Origin of the sequence: Psychrobacter sp. NZS113 (genome assembly GCF_015864825.1) — a bacterium.
In the GTDB taxonomy this organism is placed as follows: Bacteria; Pseudomonadota; Gammaproteobacteria; order Pseudomonadales; family Moraxellaceae; genus Psychrobacter.
The window spans coordinates 207,136-227,911 of sequence record NZ_JADYWL010000005.1; the positions used below are offsets into that span (position 1 = coordinate 207,136).

A 20,776-nucleotide genomic window follows, 5' to 3' on the forward strand; every position below is an offset into this window, starting at 1 on the left:
CAGTTGACTACTGCGTCTGTACACAGCTGATCTTCATGAGTTTTACAGAGGCAGAATTTACAAAGTCTCAATTTATAGAGATACAGTTTACACAAGCACTTTTTACACAGGCGCAAAATATAACTTTGGGTGACAATCTGAAAAACTGCTACACTTCATATCAAGAACCTACACCTCCAAAATATTAATAATTCAAACTTTTAAACCAGAAACAATAAGACTGTTACCCTCATGGAAAATATCACGCAACCGCTCAATGAAACGCTGATCACTAAATATCTATCAGCAGCCGACTATAATCCAACCCATGATGCAATGCTTGAGCGTACGCTTGAGCGTATTGCCTTAAAAAAAGAGCAAGATATACGCACACCTGATGAATTATGGATTGTCGATCACAATGACGTTTACACACTTGGACAAGCAGGCAAAGAAGAGCACATATTACAGCGCACTGACACCCCAATTATCAAGACTGATCGCGGTGGTCAAGTCACATGGCACGGCCATGGACAACTGGTTGTTTATTGGCTATTCGACTTGCACAGCTTAGGCTGGAGTGTGCGCAACTTGGTATCACATGCAGAACAAGCTATCGAAGATGTGATTAATGAATGCTTACAGGATTCAGAGGCCTCTAGTAATAATATCAGCGCCCACGCACGCCGTGATGCACCCGGTGTTTACTTATATGCAGATATGCCTGAACCAGATAGCAATACCGATATGCAAACCAACGACACACCTGATGATGATAAAATCATGCTTGGAAAGATGGCCTCTCTAGGCTTCAAGATTAAGCATGGCTTTAGCTATCATGGTATTGCCGTTAATTTAAATTGTGATTTGTCAGCATTTAACGCTATTAATCCTTGCGGTTATGCGGGCATGCAAATGCTGCGACTGTCTGATTTTGTGACCATGCAAAAAGCGCCAAGTGCACAAGATACTCAACAGATAAGCAACGCTTTAAGCTATGAGCAAGTAACTCAGAAGCTGATTGATAATATTGCCAAGCGTCATGCTGGACTGATTGAGTTACGAGCAATCGCGCCCAAGTGAGTTTTGCGTCCATTTTTGCATAATCTTTTTTTGCATAATCTCTTGCACCCTTAGACTTAAGCAATATGAGAAAATTTGTAGCAAACTTGCTATAATCGCAATCGATACAAACTGGGCGTAGCGATTGTATGACAATAACGCTGCTCAATCCTTGAGAATTACGCAATTATTCAAGCACTTAAAACAAAATAGAACTGGAGCATTTTATGGCTGATTTTAATAAAATTCTAGACGCAGGCGACGTAGATGGCGGCATCATCAACGTAGTAGTAGAAATTCCAGCTGGTAGCAGTCACAAAATCGAATGGAATCGTGAGCTAGCAGTATTTGAGCTTGATCGTATTGATCCACAGATTTTTGCCAAGCCTTGTAACTATGGCTTTATCCCTCAAACGCTTGACGAAGATGGCGATGAGTTAGATGTGTTATTGCTTACTGAGCAACCATTACCGACAGGCATTTTCTTAAAAGCCAAAGTAATCGGTGTCATGAAGTTCGTTGATGATGGCGAAGTAGATGACAAAATCGTTGTCGTACCTGCTGATGACCGTGACACAGGCAATGCTTACAACACCCTAGCTGATTTACCAAAGCAGCTAATCAACCAGTTAGAGTACCACTTCAGCCATTACAAAGACCTGAAGAAACCAGGTAGCACAGTGGTCGAGTCTTGGGATGATGTTGCAGAAGCCAAAGAAGTGATCAAAAAATCTATCCAACGTTGGAAAGATTTATAATTTATCAAAGATTGGCAGAAATGCTGATAAAGATAGATATTAAAATACCGCAGTCATAATTATGATTGCGGTATTTTTTTGCTTGAATATTACGTCTGTAAAGCAGCTATAATAAACGCAACACCATATTTATATTTTTACGTCGCAATAAGGACAACCATGTTTAACGCCGACCCTAGCTCAAAACCAGTCAATACAAAACTGCCAAAAGCGATCATCATCATGATTGAAAAAAACAATCTGGTGATGGCCATCAAAACATTGGCAGCTGACGAAAATATCAGCATGGATGAAGCCAAGGTACGGATTGATGCTTATGAGACACAGCTAAAGGTAAAACAGCAGCAGAAGCTCAATACTATCGCAAACAAGCAAGGCATACCCAATCAGGCTATTAGCTTCGATAGAGAGCAAGAGACTGAGGATAAGTCTGATACATTGGTCAAAAATCGTCTTAAAGCCAATAAGACAGGTAAATCGTTTAAGAACCTGCAGGATGGTGTAGAGAGTCAGCTTGATGACTTAGGATATAAGAAACCACTACTGCCTTATTGGATGAAACGGTTACTAGTTATTGCCGTCGTTATGGCAGGGCTGTTTTGGATATTATGGCAAGTGTTTGGGTAAGTAAAAGTACCATACTGTGTCATTTTTCTTATAAACATTTATAATGACTAGCGGCAGCTAGTGAACCTAATTATCTGCATAGATGACGCTAAAGTTCTAAAGAGCTCTGCTGATCGTAATAGTCTGTTTTGAGTGGTCTATTAATTGATTAAGAGGTCTGTTTTGATGGACTCTATGGGGTATACCTCAACTGACAGCTTAATATTATAGCTATCAGCAGCGACTATTTGTAAGCGTTCAATACGCCCTAAACATATTAATCAATATTACTTCTTTTAAATCTATAAATTTTACCTCTTACATTACTGAGTAATAAAAGTATTGATAATATAACAATAAGTGTAAGTTCTTTAATAGTCACAATATAGCTATCAGATAATGCCATTAACACAAAACACAGTACTGGTATTAACGGCATAAAATTAGAGGTTTTACTTGAGCCAATTTTTTTAATCGAAGACTGTAATAAAAACAATGGAATGATACTACTCGTTAATGCTATGTATAAGAACAATAGCATATTATCTGATGAAACCTGGGTATAAGTCCCCTTATATATACTGTAGCAGCCACATACTATCACTACTAGAATAAATCGTGCAGCTAACACTTGAGACGTTTGGATTTCCGTTTTTTGATGAAGCTCAGAGGTTTTTTTCATATATATAGCTGCAAATGCTGAAGATAACAATGTTAATGAAAGACCTAACAACAATGCATTTGTATTACTATGAGACACTATTGCTGCTATTCCCAATGATATAATAACCACAGCTGTTTGCTTAATAAGTATTTCATCGAGTTTAAGACTCAATATATTAGTGAATAAAGGAATACTAGAGAAAAATACAATAACGTATGTTATTGGTGGTACATATTGCATCACAACAAATGCTGCTAATGTATTGACTAATGTAGAGATATTTATTACAGCAAAGTCTTTTTTTCTCAACATGAAAATATTAGCTATTTCACCTATTTTCCTTAAATTCAATAAAGCGAAAAATAGTAGAGAAATACTAAAAGTAATAAATGTTGAAGTAATAGGATCGACACTTTCTACTGCTTCAGACATTAATATAAAGGATAATGCAGATACAAGACAGAAAATCAAAGCTTCTTTTCTATCTCTTATTAATTTAATCAAACCCTATACTCCATAATAATCTTTCTCTTCATACTCGATATGTAAGTTTTTGCCTCATCTCTTCGGATTATACAGAGTTAAGTGCATTCTTTAAATGAAACCCGAGTAAAATCGACTAATATTCATAGGTATATAAAGAGGTTCTCATATTTAACACTAGCAGCTCGATGCCTGTATAGCGCACCGATCACAAATAGACTGTGTATGGCAGGTACACTACTAAGTACACTGCGACTGTTTCAATGAGTAAAGCCGTTGATACTATCATTTTTAGCTTTTCGAATTCTTGCCATCTGATAGGCATTGATATACTCGCCGTTGCGATAAGCATAATCCACCATCTCACCTTCTATCACAAAGCCTAAGCTTTTATATAAACCAATGCCTCCGGTATTATCAGTGTAAGCAGTAATCTCAATACGTCTTATATCCAACCAATTATCGGCCAAATCTAGCGCGGCGTTTATAAGCGCTCGCCCCGCACCCTTTCCTTGTGACGCGGATTTTACGCTGACCCCAAAACTTGCTACATGGCGTCGACGTTTTGATATCATGGTCTCAAGCCCTAGACACCCTATTACTTCACCCTCAACTTCAGCCACCAGTACATACGTATTTTCAGATATATCCGCCAGTCGTTTGCGCCATAGAGTCTTGGATGGCATAGGCAACTGTAAAGTATTTGCATATAAGGCCTCATCTGCATGAATGGCTTGCAACGCTTCTGCATCTTCTGGCTCGGCATGACGTATTTCAATTTTCATTATACTTATCCTTAAATACGAATTGTTGTGTAATTTGCATGTCGACTTTGGTAGTTCCGCGAGCATTTTTTGCTATCGACATCCCAAATATTTAAATTTTAATTTAGTCCAATTGGCAGCGACCTACCATTTTTTTAGCGCTACGAACTCACCCTTACCAATGGGAGCTAAGTAGGTGTGAAACTGTGAATTACCATTGAAATAATTAAAAACTTCTGTCATTTCCTCTTTATGAGAGACTGCATTATCAAACACAATGACGCCTTTTGTCCTAGTTAACCGTATTACATCCTCCAAGATATCTAAATACAATTTTCGATCCATATCAACAAAAACCAAGTCAAAGCTTTCAGTCATTTCTGATAAGATCATGGGGGCGTCACCCTCAATAATCTTAATCCTATCCACTAAACCTGTACTTAAAAAATTCTCCCTTGCAGCGCTAACCTTCTTAGGATCTTTTTCTATTGTGGTGATCTGAACGGCTTCATCAGTGCATAATGCTAACCAAGCAGAAGAATAACCATTTGAAGTATCTATTTCTAATATTCTTTCTGCTGACGTAATTTGAGCCAGCAAACCTAAGAACTTACCTGTATCTGGCGTTATATTGAGGTACTTATCAATTTTATTGATAGATTTTAAATCGTTAATCTGACCTTTCATATATAGTTCATTTAAAAAACTTTCAATACCTATGTCATTCATTTAAGTAAAGCTCCTCAATTATTAAAAAATTTCAGAATCCGTTTTAGCCTCAATCTTACCCCAAGCCCTTTTACTAATTCTACTATTACATCTTTATCACCCTGTCTGGTCAAAAATCTTAATAAACTATTAGTTGTATACCCTTACTTTAGCGTTCTGCTAATATGATGAGCCGTTAATTAAAATAAGGATTAGTGATGATATATTTGGAACCATTTATACCTGATGACTATGATTTTTTAAATAGCTGGATTAGTAACGAACATGAATTGATTCAATTTAGCGGTGGTATTTTTCAACACCCTATTGATAAAGAGCAAATAAAAGAATATTTAAACGATAGCCGAAGGTATTCATTTAAAGTTACTTTCACAGAAAGTCATGATAATGGGTTACTAAACACCCAAATTATAGGGATGGCAGAGATTTACCGTGAAGATAATAAGACTTCTAAGCTATGTAGAGTGCTGATTGGTCATCCTGATATGCGAGGTAAAGGTTTAGGTAAAGAAATCATACGGCTATTATTAAACAAGGCTTTCAATGATATGGCGTGTGAATACGTGCATTTGAATGTATATGATTGGAATGTGGGGGCTATTAAATGCTATGAGCAAGTTGGCTTTGTCAAAAACCCGCTGATAAATCAACATATAATGGTTGATGGTAAGCAATGGACGACTATTAATATGTCTATTGATAAATCTAGGTGGCAGCCTGTTATCTCTGAATAAGTGATATTAGTTTTAATGTAACCACCCCAGAATTGTCGGAAACTCAACATTCTGAGAGACAGCTGATATCATTAACCTACAGCCTATTGTTCAAGTCCTCACTAGGGAACCAAACCGATGCAAGCACTTGATTGGTTCGCCATAGGTATAGTCTAGAGAACAAGTGATGAGACTTTTGTAACTAATGAGCAATAAAGGCCTTTTTATAAAAACCAAAATCTAAAAATTAGAAAAATATTCGTTGAGACTATGCAAGTATATGGCTTCAAAATCCTAAATAATGAATAGATTTGAACTCAGGAATATTACATGACTAAAATAACCTCACCCATATTTAATGACGTAATGTTAGTTTATATGGAAAATTGGCAATTGAAATATCAAGATGAATATCTTGACTTAGATGTTGGTATATTCGAAGTATTAATGTCTCTTTTTCCTTTTCTTGAACAAAAAAAGAGCTTTTATATTGGAATGATAGATTCTAACGATATTGAAGCAATTAATAGTTTTCCAGTAAAAGAAATTATTGAGGAAGGATTTTTACACGATATACCTTACTGGGTCAAATTAGCTGTTGAATGGCTTGATAATGAAAATAACGATGATTTGAATGTATACTTTTCGACTTATCTTAACAAAATCGTAAATAATAAAGTTTATGAACAAAGAACTAGACAGATAGCAGAGAAAATATTGAACTATAACCTGCAAAATTTAGATAAGTGAAAGCAAGAAAAATCTAAGTACAAAAATTTTTAGCTGTAGATTCTGTATAGCGCAACGAACATATTCCTACAACAGACTTTATGACAAATAAGGATTAGCAATATGTTGAATATAAACGATGTTATTAAGGTATCAAAAGATATTCAAGACAATATCAGAGCAGGTCATTTGGGTACTGTAGTACATATTTTTGATGTGACTCCTCCTGTATATGAAATTGAATTCACTGACAATGAAGGTCGTACACTCGCGACTGTACCATTGAAAAAAGAAGATATGAGCCTTTATTGGGTTGCCAGCACTGAAACATATTTCAAATAGTTAGCGGTGAATTACTCCAATCATGAAGTACATCCAGATATAAGCCGATTCAGTCTAAAAGACTATTATTAGACTAAACATACTGGTGATAAACTCTCAACTTTACGCTGCTCAATCTTCAGTACTATTTATCCAACCAAATTCTTCCATAATACGCATCCATTGATCATCCAATCCCGCTTTTAGCAATAACGGCTCACCAGTAACCGGATGGCTAAGCGCTAAAGTCTGGGCGTGCAGTAGCATACGTGCGCAATCATATTGAGTACGAAAAAACCGATTATGTCGTCCATCACCATGGCTCGTATCACCCACGATGTGATGGAATAAATGTCTCATATGTCGACGCAGCTGATGTTTGCGCCCAGTCTCTGGTGTTAAGCGCATGAGACTATAGCGGCTAGTAGCGTGCTTTTTTGACACCGCAAATGGTAGTTCAATTTGTGCCAAACTCTGCCAGTGCGTCACTGCTTCTTGAGCAGGTTTGTCCAAATTGGCAAACTTATCGGCAATCGCATCGGGCTTAAAGCTCAACGCATAATCAACGCTGCCCTGCTCTGACATAAAGCCGCGCACTACAGCTAAATATTGCTTGGTCACCTTGTGTGCAGTAAACGCCTCGGTCAGGCTACGGGCCACGGCTGGGCTCTTAGCAAACAACAATACGCCTGATGTAGGCTTGTCTAACCGGTGCACCGGAAACACATGGCAACCGACCGCATCACGAGTCAGTTGCATGGCAAAGCGCGTCTCGCCTTTATCCAGCCAGCTACGATGCACCAGTAGACCAGCTTCTTTGTTAATCGCCACTAAATGCTCATCTTCATAGATGATTTCTATTTGGTTAGCTTGGTTAGCGGTTTCTGTTTCGGTTCCGCTTTCGATATCCATGTTTTCAATGCCCATACTTTAGCCGTTTTTAGCCTGTTTAACAGTTGTTGTTCGAATTGAGGATACGCCCTAGCCAAAACGCTGTTGCAAGTAAGCGTTGATATCATTAGATTCATACATCCATTGAACATCATCGTTTTCTTGAATACGTAAACAAGGCACTTTTATCCGTCCACCATTTTCAGCAAGCTCATTGCGAAATTGCTCATTGTTTTTTGCATCTCGAAGCTCAATAGGCACATTCAATTTATGAATTTGGCGACGTACTTTTACGCAAAAAGGACAAGATTGAAATTGATACAACGATAGATCTGCACCAGCCTTATTAACGAGAGCTTGTTCTTCTTCAGTGCGTTTCATAGCATTACCTTGAGTCATAACACTTATACCAGCAATAATTCGTCCTAGACCTTCTCGTAGCAACTTAACTAACATTCTTACCTCTTCAAATTATCTTATGTGGATTTTTTAACACTCAGAGAATGAGTGCTTAGTGTGTATCTATGTAGCTGTTAGGATTTTTTGGATGTACAAAGCTTAATTAATAATCTCATTGAGCATAGAAGTCGATATGATTAAATCATGGCAAATCTATTCTACTATACTCTCAACCGCCTTGGTTAGCATCGTAAACGAGGCATCTATGCTGAGGTGCTAAAAACAAAATCTTAAAGCATCTAATAGTCTCGTGGTTCTAGTCACTAGATAGCTAAAAAGCACCGCTACTCTACCCATTCATATAAGTATTAATATCTCTTAAGGTACTAAAAAAGGATACCGCAGTATCCTCTTTAATCTTATATCAGAGCCAATAAATCTACTATTTTAGTGATACTCACCAGGAAGGATTCTGGCGAAAGCACGCTGAGCAAGGTTTAGCTTCTTATCGGTAGTCAGTCCAGCGCGGGTACTTGGGAAAATACGATAGCCTATCGATTGAATACCGACGTTGATCGCTGGTGCCAATGAGTAAGTAGCTGACGCGAATTTGCCCATATTACTGGCAATACTATTTGGCTTATCGACGATAGCTCTTGCGACCATCAACGCGGCTTCATCAGGCATCAACGCAGGCATGTAGCGGTATAGCTTGGTTGGGGCTATCATAGGTGTACGAACCAATGGCATAAAGATATTGGTAATCGTCACATTGTCCCCTTTTACTTCAGCAGCTAAGCAGCGACTAAAAGCATCTAATGCCGACTTGGATGCGACATAAGCGGCAAAGCGCGGACTGTTTGCCAGTACACCAATCGAGGATATGTTAACAATTTGACCCGTCTGACGTTCAATCATCGTCGGCAAAAATCCAAGAACTATTTTGACAGCGCCAAAGTAATTAATATCCATCGTACGCTCAAAATCATGGAAACGATCGACCGATTCATGAACTGAACGACGAATTGAGCGCCCAGCGTTATTGACCAAGACATCAACATGGCCAAAATCTATCAAAATTTGCTCACTAACTTTTTCAATAGCATCCATATCAGTCAAATCACAAGGGTAATAATTGGCCTTGCCGCCCAGCTCTTCGATACTTTCTTTCACGGCTCTCAGTTTGTCTTCAGTACGTGCTAATAGGATAACATGAGCACCGCATTCGCTAAGCAAAAAAGCAGTACGTTCGCCAATACCACTTGAAGCCCCTGTAATAATAATATTCTTACCTGTTACTGCTTTGGTTATCGCTTGTTTCGAGGGATTGGCCATAAAAAGTCCTTTTTGTTTGTCCTATGCCTACGATCATCTCAATTATAGAATAGCAAGAAAGCATGGACTAAAGTGAATAAAACAGCCATCGCATCCAGATAATTTGACGACTTTGGGAGTTCAAAAACTTATAATAGCGTGATTACCGCATTTGCGATTTCACTGAACATTCATGAGGAATATATTTTGATTGCAACTCTAGCACATTACATTGATGTGATTGCCAAGATAGTAGAAATCATTGGCGTACTTATTATGTTTTTCGGATTGTTTTTTGCTTTTTATCGAGGCGTTCGCCGAACAGGCGGCTTCAATCATGATACTTATGTCGAAATCAGGCAGACCGTTGGCAAATCTATTCTGTTAGGGCTAGAGGTTCTGATTGCGGCCGATATTATGGCCACTGTCGTCACAGAGCCTACGCTACGCAGCGTTTTAGTATTGGGGTTTATCGTGCTTATTCGAACCTTTCTGAGTTTGTCACTACAAGTCGAATTAGAAGGCCGATTTCCTTGGCAAAAAGAACCGTCAGCGACTAAACAAACACCAAAGACAGAACCACATGATCAGCCTTGAGGCTTCTTTAATAGCCTAATGTGGTTGTAGCGGTAAACACCTGCGCTACTTATCACTCATGGGCTTTTAAAAAACTCTCTACAACGCGAAACTGTCCAGCAGTACTCTCTTCACCATACATCGCTTGCCTGAAAGCATTAGAGTTTGGAATACCCGTTGTATACCAAGCGATATGCTTGCGCGCGATACGGCAGCCAGAATACTCACCATAAAAGCCATATAACTCTTGCAAGTGCGCCAGTACGATCTCTTTGATTTCACTGACACTAGGTGCCTCTAAAGTCTCACCAGTCCGTAAGAAATGCCCAATATCACGAAATATCCATGGTTGACCTTGGGCGGCACGCCCTATCATCACGGCATCACAACCTGTCAGCTCATACACGCGTTGGGCTTTTTGTGCGCTATCGATATCACCGTTGGCGATGACTGGAATACTGATGCTTTCTTTGACTTCACGTATCAGCTCGTAACGCGCCTCACCCGTATACATATCCTCACGCGTACGCCCGTGTATGGCAATCGCGGCAATGCCTGCTTGCTCTGCCCGCTTGGCCACTCGCAAGATATTTTCACGGCCATTTTCATAACCCAGTCGCGTTTTTAATGTCACAGGGGCATCGACCGCGTTGACAGCAGCATCTAGCAAGCGCGCAACCAAATCTTCATCCTGCAGCAACGCAGACCCTGCCAGCTTACGGCAGACTTTTTTGGCAGGGCAGCCCATATTGATATCGATAATCTGCGCACCATTATCAATTTGATAACGAGCAGCTTCAGCCAGCTTATCCGGTTCAGCCCCTGCTATCTGCGCAGAAATAGGCGCGATTTCATTATCGAAATTGGCACGATATAAGGATTTTTTGCGTGCATAAAGCGCAGTATCAGCGATAATCATCTCGCTGACTGCGTGACCTGCGCCAAATGACTTACACAGGCGGCGAAAAGGATTGTCTGTCACACCCGCCATAGGAGCCACCATCAGACGATTTTCAATCGTCAGACCACCGATAGTTAACGGCTGCAATAATGGATGCTCAGACACTGGCAAAGACGAGGGTAAAACAGGAGAATCTATAGACATAAAAAAACGGCTTGATCTGCAGAGAAAACAAGCCGTTATTCTAAGGAATCCTACACTTATTGCAAGCTATTAACGTGAATAACTTGCATCAATAAACACTCATTCATCATGAAGCCGATTATTTATCAAACACACTACCCTGCTCTAGTGTGATGTCTTCATCGTGCTCTTGCATACGCCATGGTAGGCTATCTGGAGACACGTTTAAGAAGTGCAGATATTTTTCGAACTGATCGATGATATCGTTGATGACAGAGTCTGATTTATAACCGTACAAATCATAAGTTTGACCACCGCGACGCAGATATACTTCTGCACGGTGATGATGCTCTTGTGGCAAATCACTAACCATCTTTTCAGTGTAGTAATCAGGGGCATCATGCTCTGACAAGCGCACCTCATACCAGAACTCGACATCGTCACCGCGCTGTAGCTCAAGTACCGCACGATTATTAACGGCATCATAATTCACAGAGGGCTTCCAACCTGTTTCAGCGAATTTCTCTGAAACCTCAGTCATCGATGGCATGACCACATTTTTGATATAGCTTAAGACTTTGTCTCGTGTGGGCTGATCAGTTATATAATCAATACGATCGCGCCATGCGGATGAATTGAGCAGATGCGGTGGTAGCTTGCTGTTGTTGTCCAAGCTTTGGTTACGATGGCCTTCGATACGTAACGCACGCCACATCCCAAACATCGCAATCAACATAATAATGGCAAACGGCAACGCACTCACAATAGCGGCTGTTTGCAAGGCTTCTAGTCCACCAGCCAGTAGCAGTGCTGACGCGACCGCACCTTCTGTCACGACCCAAAATGTCCGCTGCCACCATGGTGTATCACTACGGCCACCAGCTGCTAGCGCATCAATGACCAATGAGCCAGAATCCGATGAGGTCACAAAAAAGGTAATAATCAATAGAACCGTTAGTGAAGAGACAAACTGAGTAAATGGCAGGTTCTCTAATAGCTTAAACAAAGCAATTGCTTGATTGTTTTGCACGTCACCGATTAATGAGGTATAGCCATCAATCATAATCATGTTCAGCGCGGTATCACCGAATACAGCAAACCAGAAAAAGGTAAAGAAAGTCGGTACTAACATCACCCCTAACACGAACTCACGAATCGTACGACCACGGCTAATCTTGGCGATAAACAAGCCAACAAATGGTGCCCATGCAATCGTCCATGCAAAGATAAATAGCGTCCAGTTACCAATCCAGTCATTATGCTCATAAGCTTGCAGACTAAAGGTACGCTCAACGATATTACCCAAGTAGCTACCTGTATTTTCCATAAAGGCATTGAGGATGAATATTGTTGGTCCCACGATAAATACAAAAAGCATTAAGGCGGTTGCCAATAGCATATTTAAGATAGACAGTCGCTTTACGCCTTTATCCATACCTGCCAGCACTGATACCAGTGCAGCAGCGGTAATCACTGCAATAGCAATGACCTGAACGCCCGTACTGACAGGCACCAAATCTGGCATGAGATAATTCAGACCCGCGTTGATTTGCGATACCGATAGACCCAAACTGGTTGCGATACCAAACATGGTACCGACAATCGCAAACACATCGACCGCATGACCGATAGGGCCATGTATCTTATCGCCAATCAAAGGATATAGCGTGGAGCGCATCGACAGCGGCAAGCCATGGCGAAAGGAGAAGTATGCCAGCGATAGCCCAACTACGGCATAAATCGCCCAAATGTGAAAACCCCAATGAAAGTAAGCAATTTGCATCGCTTCTTTTGCAGCGGCAATGGTCTCTGGCGCAGACATAGGCGGACTGGCAAAATGCATGACGGGCTCTGCCACACCAAAGAAGAGCAGCGCAATCCCGTAGCCTGCCGAAAACAGCATGGCAAACCATTCAAGAAACTTATATTCAGCCTCTGCATGATCGGGGCCAAGCTTAATCCCGCCATAAGGCGAAAAGGCCAATGCGATAATAAACAATAAAAACAATGCCACTGCCAGCATATAAAACCAACCAAACGTTTCGGTGGTAAAATTCAGCACGTCACTGAATAATGCGCCCGCAGCATCAGGGTTGATAGCCGTACCAACCACTAATAACAGCATAATAATGGCTGCTGGCACAAACACTGGCAATAAAATAGTCGAACGAGGTAATTTACTCATAAAAAATAATATACTCAAAAAGTGAATCAAATGAACTTACATAGATATGATTTTTATCACACTCCTTGCAGAAACCATAGGTAAGCACTGAATTCGTAACATTACTTCAAAGATTGTTACATGACTATTACCAAGCAAACAAAAAAGGCAGCTTGTTAGCTGCCTTTTTATTAGTATGACTCGATTCTAGATCAATGTTTCTAATCTCTGATGATAATTGACTATGTTTTACTTATTCAGCATCAATCACAGTAGCAAGTTGACTGGCAATTGCTGCTAGTTTCTCCTGATCAGCCATCGCAGCAGCGTGACGACCCAGCTCATGAATGCTCGATGGAATCAAATGTACATGGTAATGAAAAACGGTCTGACCAGCTTGTGCGCCGTTTAACTGCATTTGAATAATACCTTCACGTTCGAACACTTGGCGCTGGGCTTGCATGACTTTCTTAGACGTCATCAAAACAGCCGCAGCATACTCTGGCTCAAGATCGGCCAAATCAACGGCCTTCTGTTTTGGTATGACCAATACATGGCCTTCAGCTTGTGGCATGATATCCATAAAGGCAAGAGTTTTGTCATCTTCATACACTTTATGATATGGAATATCACCGTTTAGCATTTTGGCGAAAATGTTGTTGTCATCATAAATAGTTTGTTGATTCAATTCAGTCATTATTTTTCCTTTGAGAGTTTTATTATTAGTCAATTACTTACTTCATAGTTATCTAAAATAGATAAAAGCGTCTGTCATATAGTGGACGAAATACCAGTTAAGTACAAGTCGCTATCACAATCGTATTTGAAAAATATCAAGCCATATTTCAACAATACTCACTCACCAATTTATTAGCGGGCCACACCCTTAAAATGTTATATTAACCCTCTATTTTAATAACATGATGTTTATGGACTCGCCTACTTTGACGACTCAATCAGATGACAATCACGCTCATTCTACAATCAATGACACGCCATCAATCTCTGTATCTGATGACACAGTGTCTGTGAACGATGCGGAGCAAGCAAACACTAGTAATAGTGCGCAAACCCTTGCGCCGAACACCATTATTTTGGCAGATGCATTAACTGATAAAACAATTGCTTGGCGGATTCATAACTGTAAAATCAGCAAAAAGACAGTCACTCAAGACCTTCCGCTGCCCTTTCTATATCATTACGACAGTTTAGACGATACCATTAAACAGACACATCCACTCACACCTGCGTTACTGGCTAAATTCAATATACCCATGACAGCTCATGAAGCTGCTCAACTCATTGGTATTAGTGAAGAGCTATTGACTAGCCCGTGGCATGTCAAAGTCATCGGCTCATTGGTCGTCTTTAGTGAGAGCCTGCAACTAGCAGTACGTCTACATTGGACCAACTCAGGCAAAGAAACACAGCAGATATATACCAAGGAAGCCGCAGACGCGATTACCGCAGCTTTTAAAGACTGGCAGTTTTTTGGCCGAGTGGATGTGCTCTATAAGAACACTCAGCAGCCGTTGGTCAGTATCGACGAACAAGCACCCGCTAACGCTCAGATCATAAACATTGAGGTGAGTAGCGACTATCAGCTTTTGCCATCGCCTCATGCGTTAGTGACTCTCGCCAAACTAGATGCAGATAAAGTCGAGCTGCCGTGGTTTGAGACAGCAATATTGGAGCGTCTTGAATAGCGCTTTTTTGATCCATCATTTATCATAAGCAACGAATTGTTTTTAGGTATTCATATCTAATGGTATGGTAACAACCTAGAATTATTCACTAGTCCTCACGCATCATAAAAAGCACACTATCAATATCACAGCTGAGGCTGAACATTTTCATAAACCTCGCCTATTTGTAAGGAATATCACATGGATTATCGCTCAAAAACCTCTACTGGTGGTCGTAATATGGCAGGCGCTCGCGCATTATGGCGTGCAACTGGCATGACTGATGGCGACTTTGGCAAGCCAATTATTGCCATTGCCAACTCATTTACCCAGTTTGTACCCGGTCACGTGCATCTAAAAGATCTTGGACAACTGGTCGCACGTGAGATTGAGCAAGCCGGCGGTGTTGCAAAAGAGTTCAATACTATTGCGGTCGATGACGGTATTGCCATGGGTCATAGCGGTATGTTGTACTCGCTACCTAGCCGCGACCTCATTGCTGACTCTGTGGAATATATGGTCAATGCCCACTGCGCGGATGCGCTAGTGTGTATTTCTAACTGCGATAAAATCACACCAGGTATGTTGATGGCCGCTATGCGCCTTAATATCCCAGTGGTATTTATTTCAGGTGGCCCAATGGAAGCGGGCAAAATCTTAGCCAGTACGGTTGGTAAGAGCCACAATACTGATAGCAGTGACAGCAGCGCAGTTCGTAAGCTGGATCTTGTTGATGCGATGATGGATGCCGCTGATGACAGCATTAGTGATGAAGATGTGGCCGCTATCGAAGCCTCAGCCTGCCCGACTTGTGGTTCATGCTCTGGTATGTTTACGGCCAACTCGATGAACTGCTTAACTGAAGCCTTAGGCTTGGCACTACCGGGTAATGGCTCGCTATTGGCCACTCACTCACTACGCCGTGAGCTATTCTTAGAAGCGGGTCGCACCATTGTCTCGCTTGCCAAACGTCGCTATGAGCAAGATGACGATTCAGTATTACCGCGCTCAATTGCTAGCAAAGCTGCGTTTGAAAATGCAATGACATTAGATATCGCCATGGGCGGCTCGACCAACACTATTTTGCATCTGTTAGCCGCAGCGAACGAAGCCGAAGTTGACTTTAAAATGTCAGATATCGACCGTCTAAGCCGCGGTGTGCCTTGTCTTGCAAAAGTTGCCCCTGCTTCACAAAAATATCATATGGAAGATGTGCATCGTGCGGGTGGTGTCTTTGCCTTACTGGCTGAGCTTGATCGTGCTGGTCTCTTGAGCACTGACGTACCAACCATCCATAGTCCAACGATGAAAGCTGCGATTGATAAGTGGGATATCATGAACGCTGATAACCTTGAGGCACGCGCACGCTTCCTTGCAGCGCCTGGTGGCGTACGTACCACTGAGGCATTTTCACAATCAAAAGAATGGTCAAACCTCGACGTCAACCGTGAGTCAGGTTGTATTCGCAGTGCCCAACATGCCTACTCTACAGATGGCGGCTTGGCCGTATTGTATGGCAACATCGCCGAGCGTGGCTGTGTGGTCAAAACCGCAGGCGTCGACGAAAGCATCTTAGTCTTTACTGGTCGCGCGCGCCTATTTGAGTCGCAAGATGATGCTGTCGCAGCAGTATTGGCTGATGATATCGTTGCTGGTGATGTTGTCATCATCCGCTACGAAGGCCCTAAAGGTGGCCCTGGTATGCAAGAAATGCTTTACCCAACGACTTACCTAAAATCAAAAGGCTTGGGTAAAGAATGTGCTCTACTCACCGATGGTCGTTTCTCTGGTGGTACGTCAGGTCTATCAATCGGTCATGCCAGCCCTGAAGCAGCTGAAGGTGGCGCCATTGGTCTGGTTGAAGAAGGCGATACCATCCATATCGACATCCCAAATCGTACCATCAACATGCAAGTGAGCGATACCGACTTGGCCGCGCGTCGTGAAGCGATGGAAGCACGCGGACGTGATGCATGGAAGCCTGTGAGCCGTGATCGTTACGTGACCCCTGCGCTACGTGCTTATGCTGCCATGACGACCAGTGCCGATACAGGTGCGATACGTGATGTCAGTCAGGTTGAACGCTAAACCGAAAGCATCTGTTATTAATGTTTAAAACACAGCTATAGTTACACAATCAATGAAGCCTGCGCGATGCAGGCTTTTTTTTCACCAAAAAACAACGCAGCAGACGTTTTAATAACGATTTTTTGCGGTAAAAAATATTTTTAAACGTCATGATAGAACTGTTGCTGGCATGGTAATTCTCTGCGCCACTTATTGGAGTTATCCTTAATATGAATTCAATAAATATAAATTTAATAAAAATAATGATGAAACATATTACTCCTTAATCCCACAGACTGACTTTTAACAACATCGCGGCGTGCGTAACCCTTATGATCGAAAACTATAATTTATTCTTATTAATTTGCGGTGTCGCTTTTTTACTAGGAGCGTTATTTCCTATTATGTTTAAACGCACACCCATCTCCCTACCGATGCTACAGGTCAGCTTTGGTCTAATCATGGGCTACTGGTGGACGACCTTATCGTTTTTAGACCCGATGGATAACGGTTTAATTATTGAAAAACTAACCGAAATTGTGGTACTCGTATCATTGGTGGGCGCTGGTATCAAGATTGATACCAAGCTGTCTTGGCGATTGTGGAAGCCGACAGTACGCCTATTACTGATTACCATGCCGATTGGTATCTTTGCGATGGCCGTGCTGGGATATTATGCATTTGGTTTGAGCCTTGGAGCAGCTATTTTGCTAGGAGCTGTACTTGCTCCAACTGATCCAGTATTGGCATCTAGCATTCAGGTAGGGCCGCCTAATACAGGCGGCGAAGACACACCGCGCTTTACTCTCACCTCAGAGGCAGGACTTAACGACGGACTGGCGTTTCCCTTCGTTTATTTGGCCATAAAAATAGCGGAAGCATTTAGTGAGGGCAATCGCTTTACCAGTGAGATGCTTTGGTCGTGGTTCACCCATGATGTACTGTGGAAGATTGGCGCAGGTTTGGTGGTGGGTATCATCGTTGGCAAACTTATGGCAAGGCTCGTATTTTCAAAATATACCCAAGATACCACTATCTCACAAGGCTATGTGGTCATCGCCCTGACACTTGTGGCATATGGATTAGCAGAGTTTGTACATAGTTATGGTTTCATTGCTGTCTTTATTGCGGCATTTGCCTTCCGGCGTTCAGAGCATGAACACAGCTACCATCATAAGCTCCATGATTTTGCAGAACAATCAGAGGGCTTGCTTATGTCGCTCGTACTGGTTATGTTTGGCATTTTTCTAGGTCAAGGATTACAGTCAGGTGTTGAGCTGACGTGGCGTGTTTACATCGTCAGCTTCACCTTCTTATTATTGATACGTCCCATTGGTGGGTTTATCGCTTTATCAGGGTTGAATCTTCCTAGCACTGAAAAATACGCCATCTCAGCATTGGGCATCCGTGGTATTGGTACGTTGTATTATTTATCTTATGCGCTAAACCAAGGGTTCTTCGGTGATGAAGATGCACTCAAGTTATGGATTGTCTGCTCAATTGTGATTCTAGCCTCAATCTTCATTCATGGCTTGAGTGCAACTAGGCTACTTAAAATGACACCGAATAAGCCTCATTGAAATTATCAATAAGGTTTTTAAAGTGCTGCATCAATCATACTCAACACAGATTCCGTTAGCGCAAACTGACGAATATCATTGAGCATCGTTGAATCAAAATTATGGACAAAGGCAAATGACAACTGGCGCTCAGGGTCACACCAAGCCACTGAGCCGTTGTAGCCCATGTGTCCAAATCCTTGCTTGCTTACATCCACCCCTTCACTAGCTTCGTTTTGACAAATATCAAACCGGCGATGATAACCCAAGCGCCAATGCATCGCTGCTGGCATGACAGCATCTAGTCCTGAGACTTGTGGTGTGGATAGCTGTTCAAAGGTTCTGCTATCAATAAGCGTTTGTCCTTGCCACTCGCCGCCACTGGCAAGCATAGCATAAATGGTTGCCAATGCCTGAGCTGAGGCGACACCATTGGCGGCTGGAATCACGGCCTGTAGCGTTTCACGACTATGATAATCGATCGCTTGTTTTCCAACTGGTATGAGCGCTGCCTTATAGTTTTTTAGATTGAGCTTGCTCGTGTCAAAGTACAAACGATTAATATAAGCCGTGTCCAACACAGGTAAGCTGGTTCGCTCATCAGCTTGACCAATATCTGCTGATTTCATATTCGCTAAGGCTTGCTGCTGCCAACATGCATAACTAGGCAGGTTTTCGTAAGCACGTAACACACTTTGTGAATCTACCTTTAAGGTTGGTTTTTGACGCTTACTACGCAGTTGTGAGTTGTCTTCATTTGAAGACTCAAAATCTTTAGCCAGCTTTGCCACTTGGTTGACTTTGCTTGCTGGTACGCCAAAGTAACAGCTATCAGCAATACCTAAAGGCTCAGTGAGATAATGGTGCAGCGCCTCAGCCAAAGACAGTTCAGTAACGGCTTCTATCACACCGCCCAATACCCAACCATAGACTAAAGCACTATAAGCACTGTCATATAGCTCGGCATGGTCTGGTGCAGTGATCGGCATGGCAGCAACCGTCTTGAGCATGTATTCCCAATCAAGCAACGCCTCACTGTCTACCTCGATACTTTGAATGGAAAATAAATTGGCTTGGTGTGACATCACATTGCGTAGCGTAATCTCACCTTTATCCTGTGCCGAAAATACTGGCCAATAGTGCGCAATAGGCGTGTCATAATCAAGCATCTGCTGCGAAACCAGTACATGTACCAGCGTCGCCAATATGCCTTTACCTGTCGAAAAGTTTATCGCTAAAGTGTCAGGCTGCCATGACATATCCAAACGTGCCAACCCCGTACTTGCCTGAGCAATACACTTGCCAGCCTGATAGACAGCCACCGCACCACCTGCTGGCGCATCATCCAGCTGTAAATCGGTGAGCAGTTGCTGTAAGTGCTGCTGAAGCTGTGTATTGATCTGATTATTATGATTGGTTTTATTATTATCGGTCATAGTTGCCCTGCTCTGTTTTATAAAATAGCTAAGTATGAAAAACCTTAGCGCTTAGTATTATACCAATCCCAAAAAATACGATTAGCGGTGTCAGACTTGTTTTTATTTACTCAAAAAAAAGGCCACCTATCGGTCGCCTTTTTACTCGCCAAACGTGCTTATATTTTAACGCGGTACCAATAGACGATTATGAACTTCTTCGGCAAGCTTAGTCAAACCATGACTGCGCCCACGTTCCATAGCAGTATCCATCTTACGCCCACGCAACCAACCTGCACGCAAGGCAATTGCCGCGCCAACTCTGTTACCAGTTCCGCAATGTACGGCTATTTTTTTGCCATGATTTTGGCGTAATATGTTGTCAAACGCTAATATTTTCAGCTGTTTTAAATCCGCCGCGCCGCTAATAGGCAGATGCTCATAGTGCATACCTGCCTGCTCAACCGCTGATGATTCATCAAAGCTTAATTCGTTATCAGGCTGCAAATTAATCACTAGCTCGACACCCGCTTTCGCTAAAGCTAGCACCTTTTCGTCATCGAGTGCACCGCATACAATGGTGTTATCATCAGGACGAAAATAATGCTCAAAAATAGCAGCTAGATTGACACCATTATCAGGAGTGTCTTGGTCAGTCGTAGCGCTGGCAGTCTCAGCCCCATTGTTAACAACGTTATTATTCGCGACATCGTCATTGGCAGCTGAATTATCAAGTTGTTCTGGGCTTGTTGCTTCCGTATGTGCAGTCATAAGTATAAAGTTGTTCGTTAAGTTTGCTATGGAAATAGTTGTT

The 20,776-nt window shown here is 41.8% G+C and carries 21 protein-coding genes; 10 read left to right on the plus strand and 11 right to left on the minus strand.

Features of this window, described 5'->3' with window-relative positions; all coding sequences use genetic code 11:
* Nucleotides 1-231 precede the first annotated feature (231 nt).
* The 3 genes from lipB (at nucleotide 232) to I6E61_RS09340 (ending at nucleotide 2,426) form a co-directional block, all read left to right on the plus strand.
* Complete coding sequence (gene lipB / locus I6E61_RS09330; RefSeq protein ID WP_197133625.1) at nucleotides 232-1,062, plus strand: lipoyl(octanoyl) transferase LipB; 831 nt, start codon at nucleotides 232-234, stop codon at nucleotides 1,060-1,062.
* Nucleotides 1,063-1,268: 206 nt separating this feature from the next.
* Nucleotides 1,269-1,799 (plus strand): inorganic diphosphatase, encoded by a 531-nt coding sequence (locus I6E61_RS09335; protein ID WP_197133628.1) that lies wholly within the window; start codon nucleotides 1,269-1,271, stop codon nucleotides 1,797-1,799.
* A 159-nt stretch (nucleotides 1,800-1,958) separates the two neighbouring features.
* Nucleotides 1,959-2,426, plus strand: a complete 468-nt coding sequence (locus I6E61_RS09340; RefSeq protein ID WP_197133631.1) for a hypothetical protein — start codon at nucleotides 1,959-1,961, stop codon at nucleotides 2,424-2,426.
* 256 nt (nucleotides 2,427-2,682) lie between these two features.
* On the opposite strand, the gene I6E61_RS09345 is transcribed toward I6E61_RS09340, so the two are convergent.
* The 3 genes from I6E61_RS09345 to I6E61_RS09355 form a co-directional block, all read right to left on the minus strand.
* Nucleotides 2,683-3,573 (minus strand): DMT family transporter, encoded by an 891-nt coding sequence (locus I6E61_RS09345; RefSeq protein WP_197133634.1) that lies wholly within the window; start codon nucleotides 3,571-3,573, stop codon nucleotides 2,683-2,685.
* A gap of 239 nt (nucleotides 3,574-3,812) precedes the next feature.
* Nucleotides 3,813-4,337: a GNAT family N-acetyltransferase gene (locus tag I6E61_RS09350; protein ID WP_197133636.1), complete on the minus strand. Its 525-nt coding sequence runs from the start codon at nucleotides 4,335-4,337 to the stop codon at nucleotides 3,813-3,815.
* A gap of 123 nt (nucleotides 4,338-4,460) precedes the next feature.
* Nucleotides 4,461-5,045 carry an O-methyltransferase gene (locus I6E61_RS09355; protein ID WP_197133638.1) on the minus strand — a complete coding sequence of 195 codons (585 nt, stop codon included), beginning with the start codon at nucleotides 5,043-5,045 and terminating at the stop codon, nucleotides 4,461-4,463.
* Nucleotides 5,046-5,242: 197 nt separating this feature from the next.
* Here I6E61_RS09355 and I6E61_RS09360 point away from each other — a divergent pair, with 197 nt between their 5' ends.
* From I6E61_RS09360 to I6E61_RS09370, 3 genes are all read left to right on the plus strand, one after another.
* Nucleotides 5,243-5,779, plus strand: a complete 537-nt coding sequence (locus tag I6E61_RS09360; protein ID WP_197133640.1) for a GNAT family N-acetyltransferase — start codon at nucleotides 5,243-5,245, stop codon at nucleotides 5,777-5,779.
* 309 nt (nucleotides 5,780-6,088) lie between these two features.
* Nucleotides 6,089-6,508 carry a hypothetical protein gene (locus tag I6E61_RS09365; RefSeq protein ID WP_197133642.1) on the plus strand — a complete coding sequence of 140 codons (420 nt, stop codon included), beginning with the start codon at nucleotides 6,089-6,091 and terminating at the stop codon, nucleotides 6,506-6,508.
* A gap of 102 nt (nucleotides 6,509-6,610) precedes the next feature.
* Entirely contained in the window at nucleotides 6,611-6,829 is a 219-nt protein-coding gene (locus tag I6E61_RS09370) for a DUF4926 domain-containing protein (protein WP_197133644.1), read from the plus strand.
* A gap of 111 nt (nucleotides 6,830-6,940) precedes the next feature.
* On the opposite strand, the gene truC is transcribed toward I6E61_RS09370, so the two are convergent.
* The 3 genes from truC to I6E61_RS09385 form a co-directional block, all read right to left on the minus strand.
* Nucleotides 6,941-7,735 carry a tRNA pseudouridine(65) synthase TruC gene (gene truC, locus I6E61_RS09375; protein WP_265091292.1) on the minus strand — a complete coding sequence of 265 codons (795 nt, stop codon included), beginning with the start codon at nucleotides 7,733-7,735 and terminating at the stop codon, nucleotides 6,941-6,943.
* Between the two features lie 54 nt (nucleotides 7,736-7,789).
* Nucleotides 7,790-8,155 (minus strand): glutaredoxin domain-containing protein, encoded by a 366-nt coding sequence (locus I6E61_RS09380; protein WP_194197457.1) that lies wholly within the window; start codon nucleotides 8,153-8,155, stop codon nucleotides 7,790-7,792.
* A 390-nt stretch (nucleotides 8,156-8,545) separates the two neighbouring features.
* Nucleotides 8,546-9,433, minus strand: a complete 888-nt coding sequence (locus I6E61_RS09385; RefSeq protein ID WP_197133646.1) for an SDR family NAD(P)-dependent oxidoreductase — start codon at nucleotides 9,431-9,433, stop codon at nucleotides 8,546-8,548.
* A gap of 186 nt (nucleotides 9,434-9,619) precedes the next feature.
* On the opposite strand from I6E61_RS09385, the gene I6E61_RS09390 reads away from it, so the two are divergent.
* A complete protein-coding gene (locus tag I6E61_RS09390) occupies nucleotides 9,620-10,009 on the plus strand; it encodes a DUF1622 domain-containing protein (protein WP_197133648.1) in 390 nt (129 codons plus the stop codon).
* Between the two features lie 52 nt (nucleotides 10,010-10,061).
* Here the strand turns inward: I6E61_RS09390 and dusB are convergent, their stop codons facing one another.
* From dusB to I6E61_RS09405, 3 genes are all read right to left on the minus strand, one after another.
* Nucleotides 10,062-11,093: a tRNA dihydrouridine synthase DusB gene (gene dusB / locus I6E61_RS09395; protein WP_194197455.1), complete on the minus strand. Its 1,032-nt coding sequence runs from the start codon at nucleotides 11,091-11,093 to the stop codon at nucleotides 10,062-10,064.
* 118 nt (nucleotides 11,094-11,211) lie between these two features.
* The gene (locus tag I6E61_RS09400; RefSeq protein ID WP_197133650.1) at nucleotides 11,212-13,257 is read right to left on the minus strand and encodes a BCCT family transporter; all 2,046 of its coding nucleotides are present in this window, start codon (nucleotides 13,255-13,257) and stop codon (nucleotides 11,212-11,214) included.
* A gap of 232 nt (nucleotides 13,258-13,489) precedes the next feature.
* Complete coding sequence (locus I6E61_RS09405) at nucleotides 13,490-13,933, minus strand: HIT family protein (RefSeq protein WP_197133653.1); 444 nt, start codon at nucleotides 13,931-13,933, stop codon at nucleotides 13,490-13,492.
* 232 nt (nucleotides 13,934-14,165) lie between these two features.
* Here I6E61_RS09405 and I6E61_RS09410 point away from each other — a divergent pair, with 232 nt between their 5' ends.
* The 3 genes from I6E61_RS09410 (at nucleotide 14,166) to I6E61_RS09420 (ending at nucleotide 18,568) form a co-directional block, all read left to right on the plus strand.
* On the plus strand, nucleotides 14,166-14,942 hold the full coding sequence (locus tag I6E61_RS09410) for a hypothetical protein (protein WP_227685752.1): 777 nt from the start codon (nucleotides 14,166-14,168) through the stop codon (nucleotides 14,940-14,942).
* A 180-nt stretch (nucleotides 14,943-15,122) separates the two neighbouring features.
* Nucleotides 15,123-17,009, plus strand: a complete 1,887-nt coding sequence (ilvD, locus tag I6E61_RS09415) for a dihydroxy-acid dehydratase (protein WP_197133656.1) — start codon at nucleotides 15,123-15,125, stop codon at nucleotides 17,007-17,009.
* Between the two features lie 311 nt (nucleotides 17,010-17,320).
* Nucleotides 17,321-18,568 carry a sodium:proton antiporter gene (locus I6E61_RS09420; RefSeq protein ID WP_197133659.1) on the plus strand — a complete coding sequence of 416 codons (1,248 nt, stop codon included), beginning with the start codon at nucleotides 17,321-17,323 and terminating at the stop codon, nucleotides 18,566-18,568.
* Between the two features lie 17 nt (nucleotides 18,569-18,585).
* On the opposite strand, the gene I6E61_RS09425 is transcribed toward I6E61_RS09420, so the two are convergent.
* Entirely contained in the window at nucleotides 18,586-19,983 is a 1,398-nt protein-coding gene (locus I6E61_RS09425) for a serine hydrolase (protein ID WP_197133662.1), read from the minus strand.
* A gap of 165 nt (nucleotides 19,984-20,148) precedes the next feature.
* Nucleotides 20,149-20,733 (minus strand): sulfur transferase domain-containing protein, encoded by a 585-nt coding sequence (locus I6E61_RS09430; protein ID WP_197133665.1) that lies wholly within the window; start codon nucleotides 20,731-20,733, stop codon nucleotides 20,149-20,151.
* Nucleotides 20,734-20,776 lie beyond the last annotated feature (43 nt).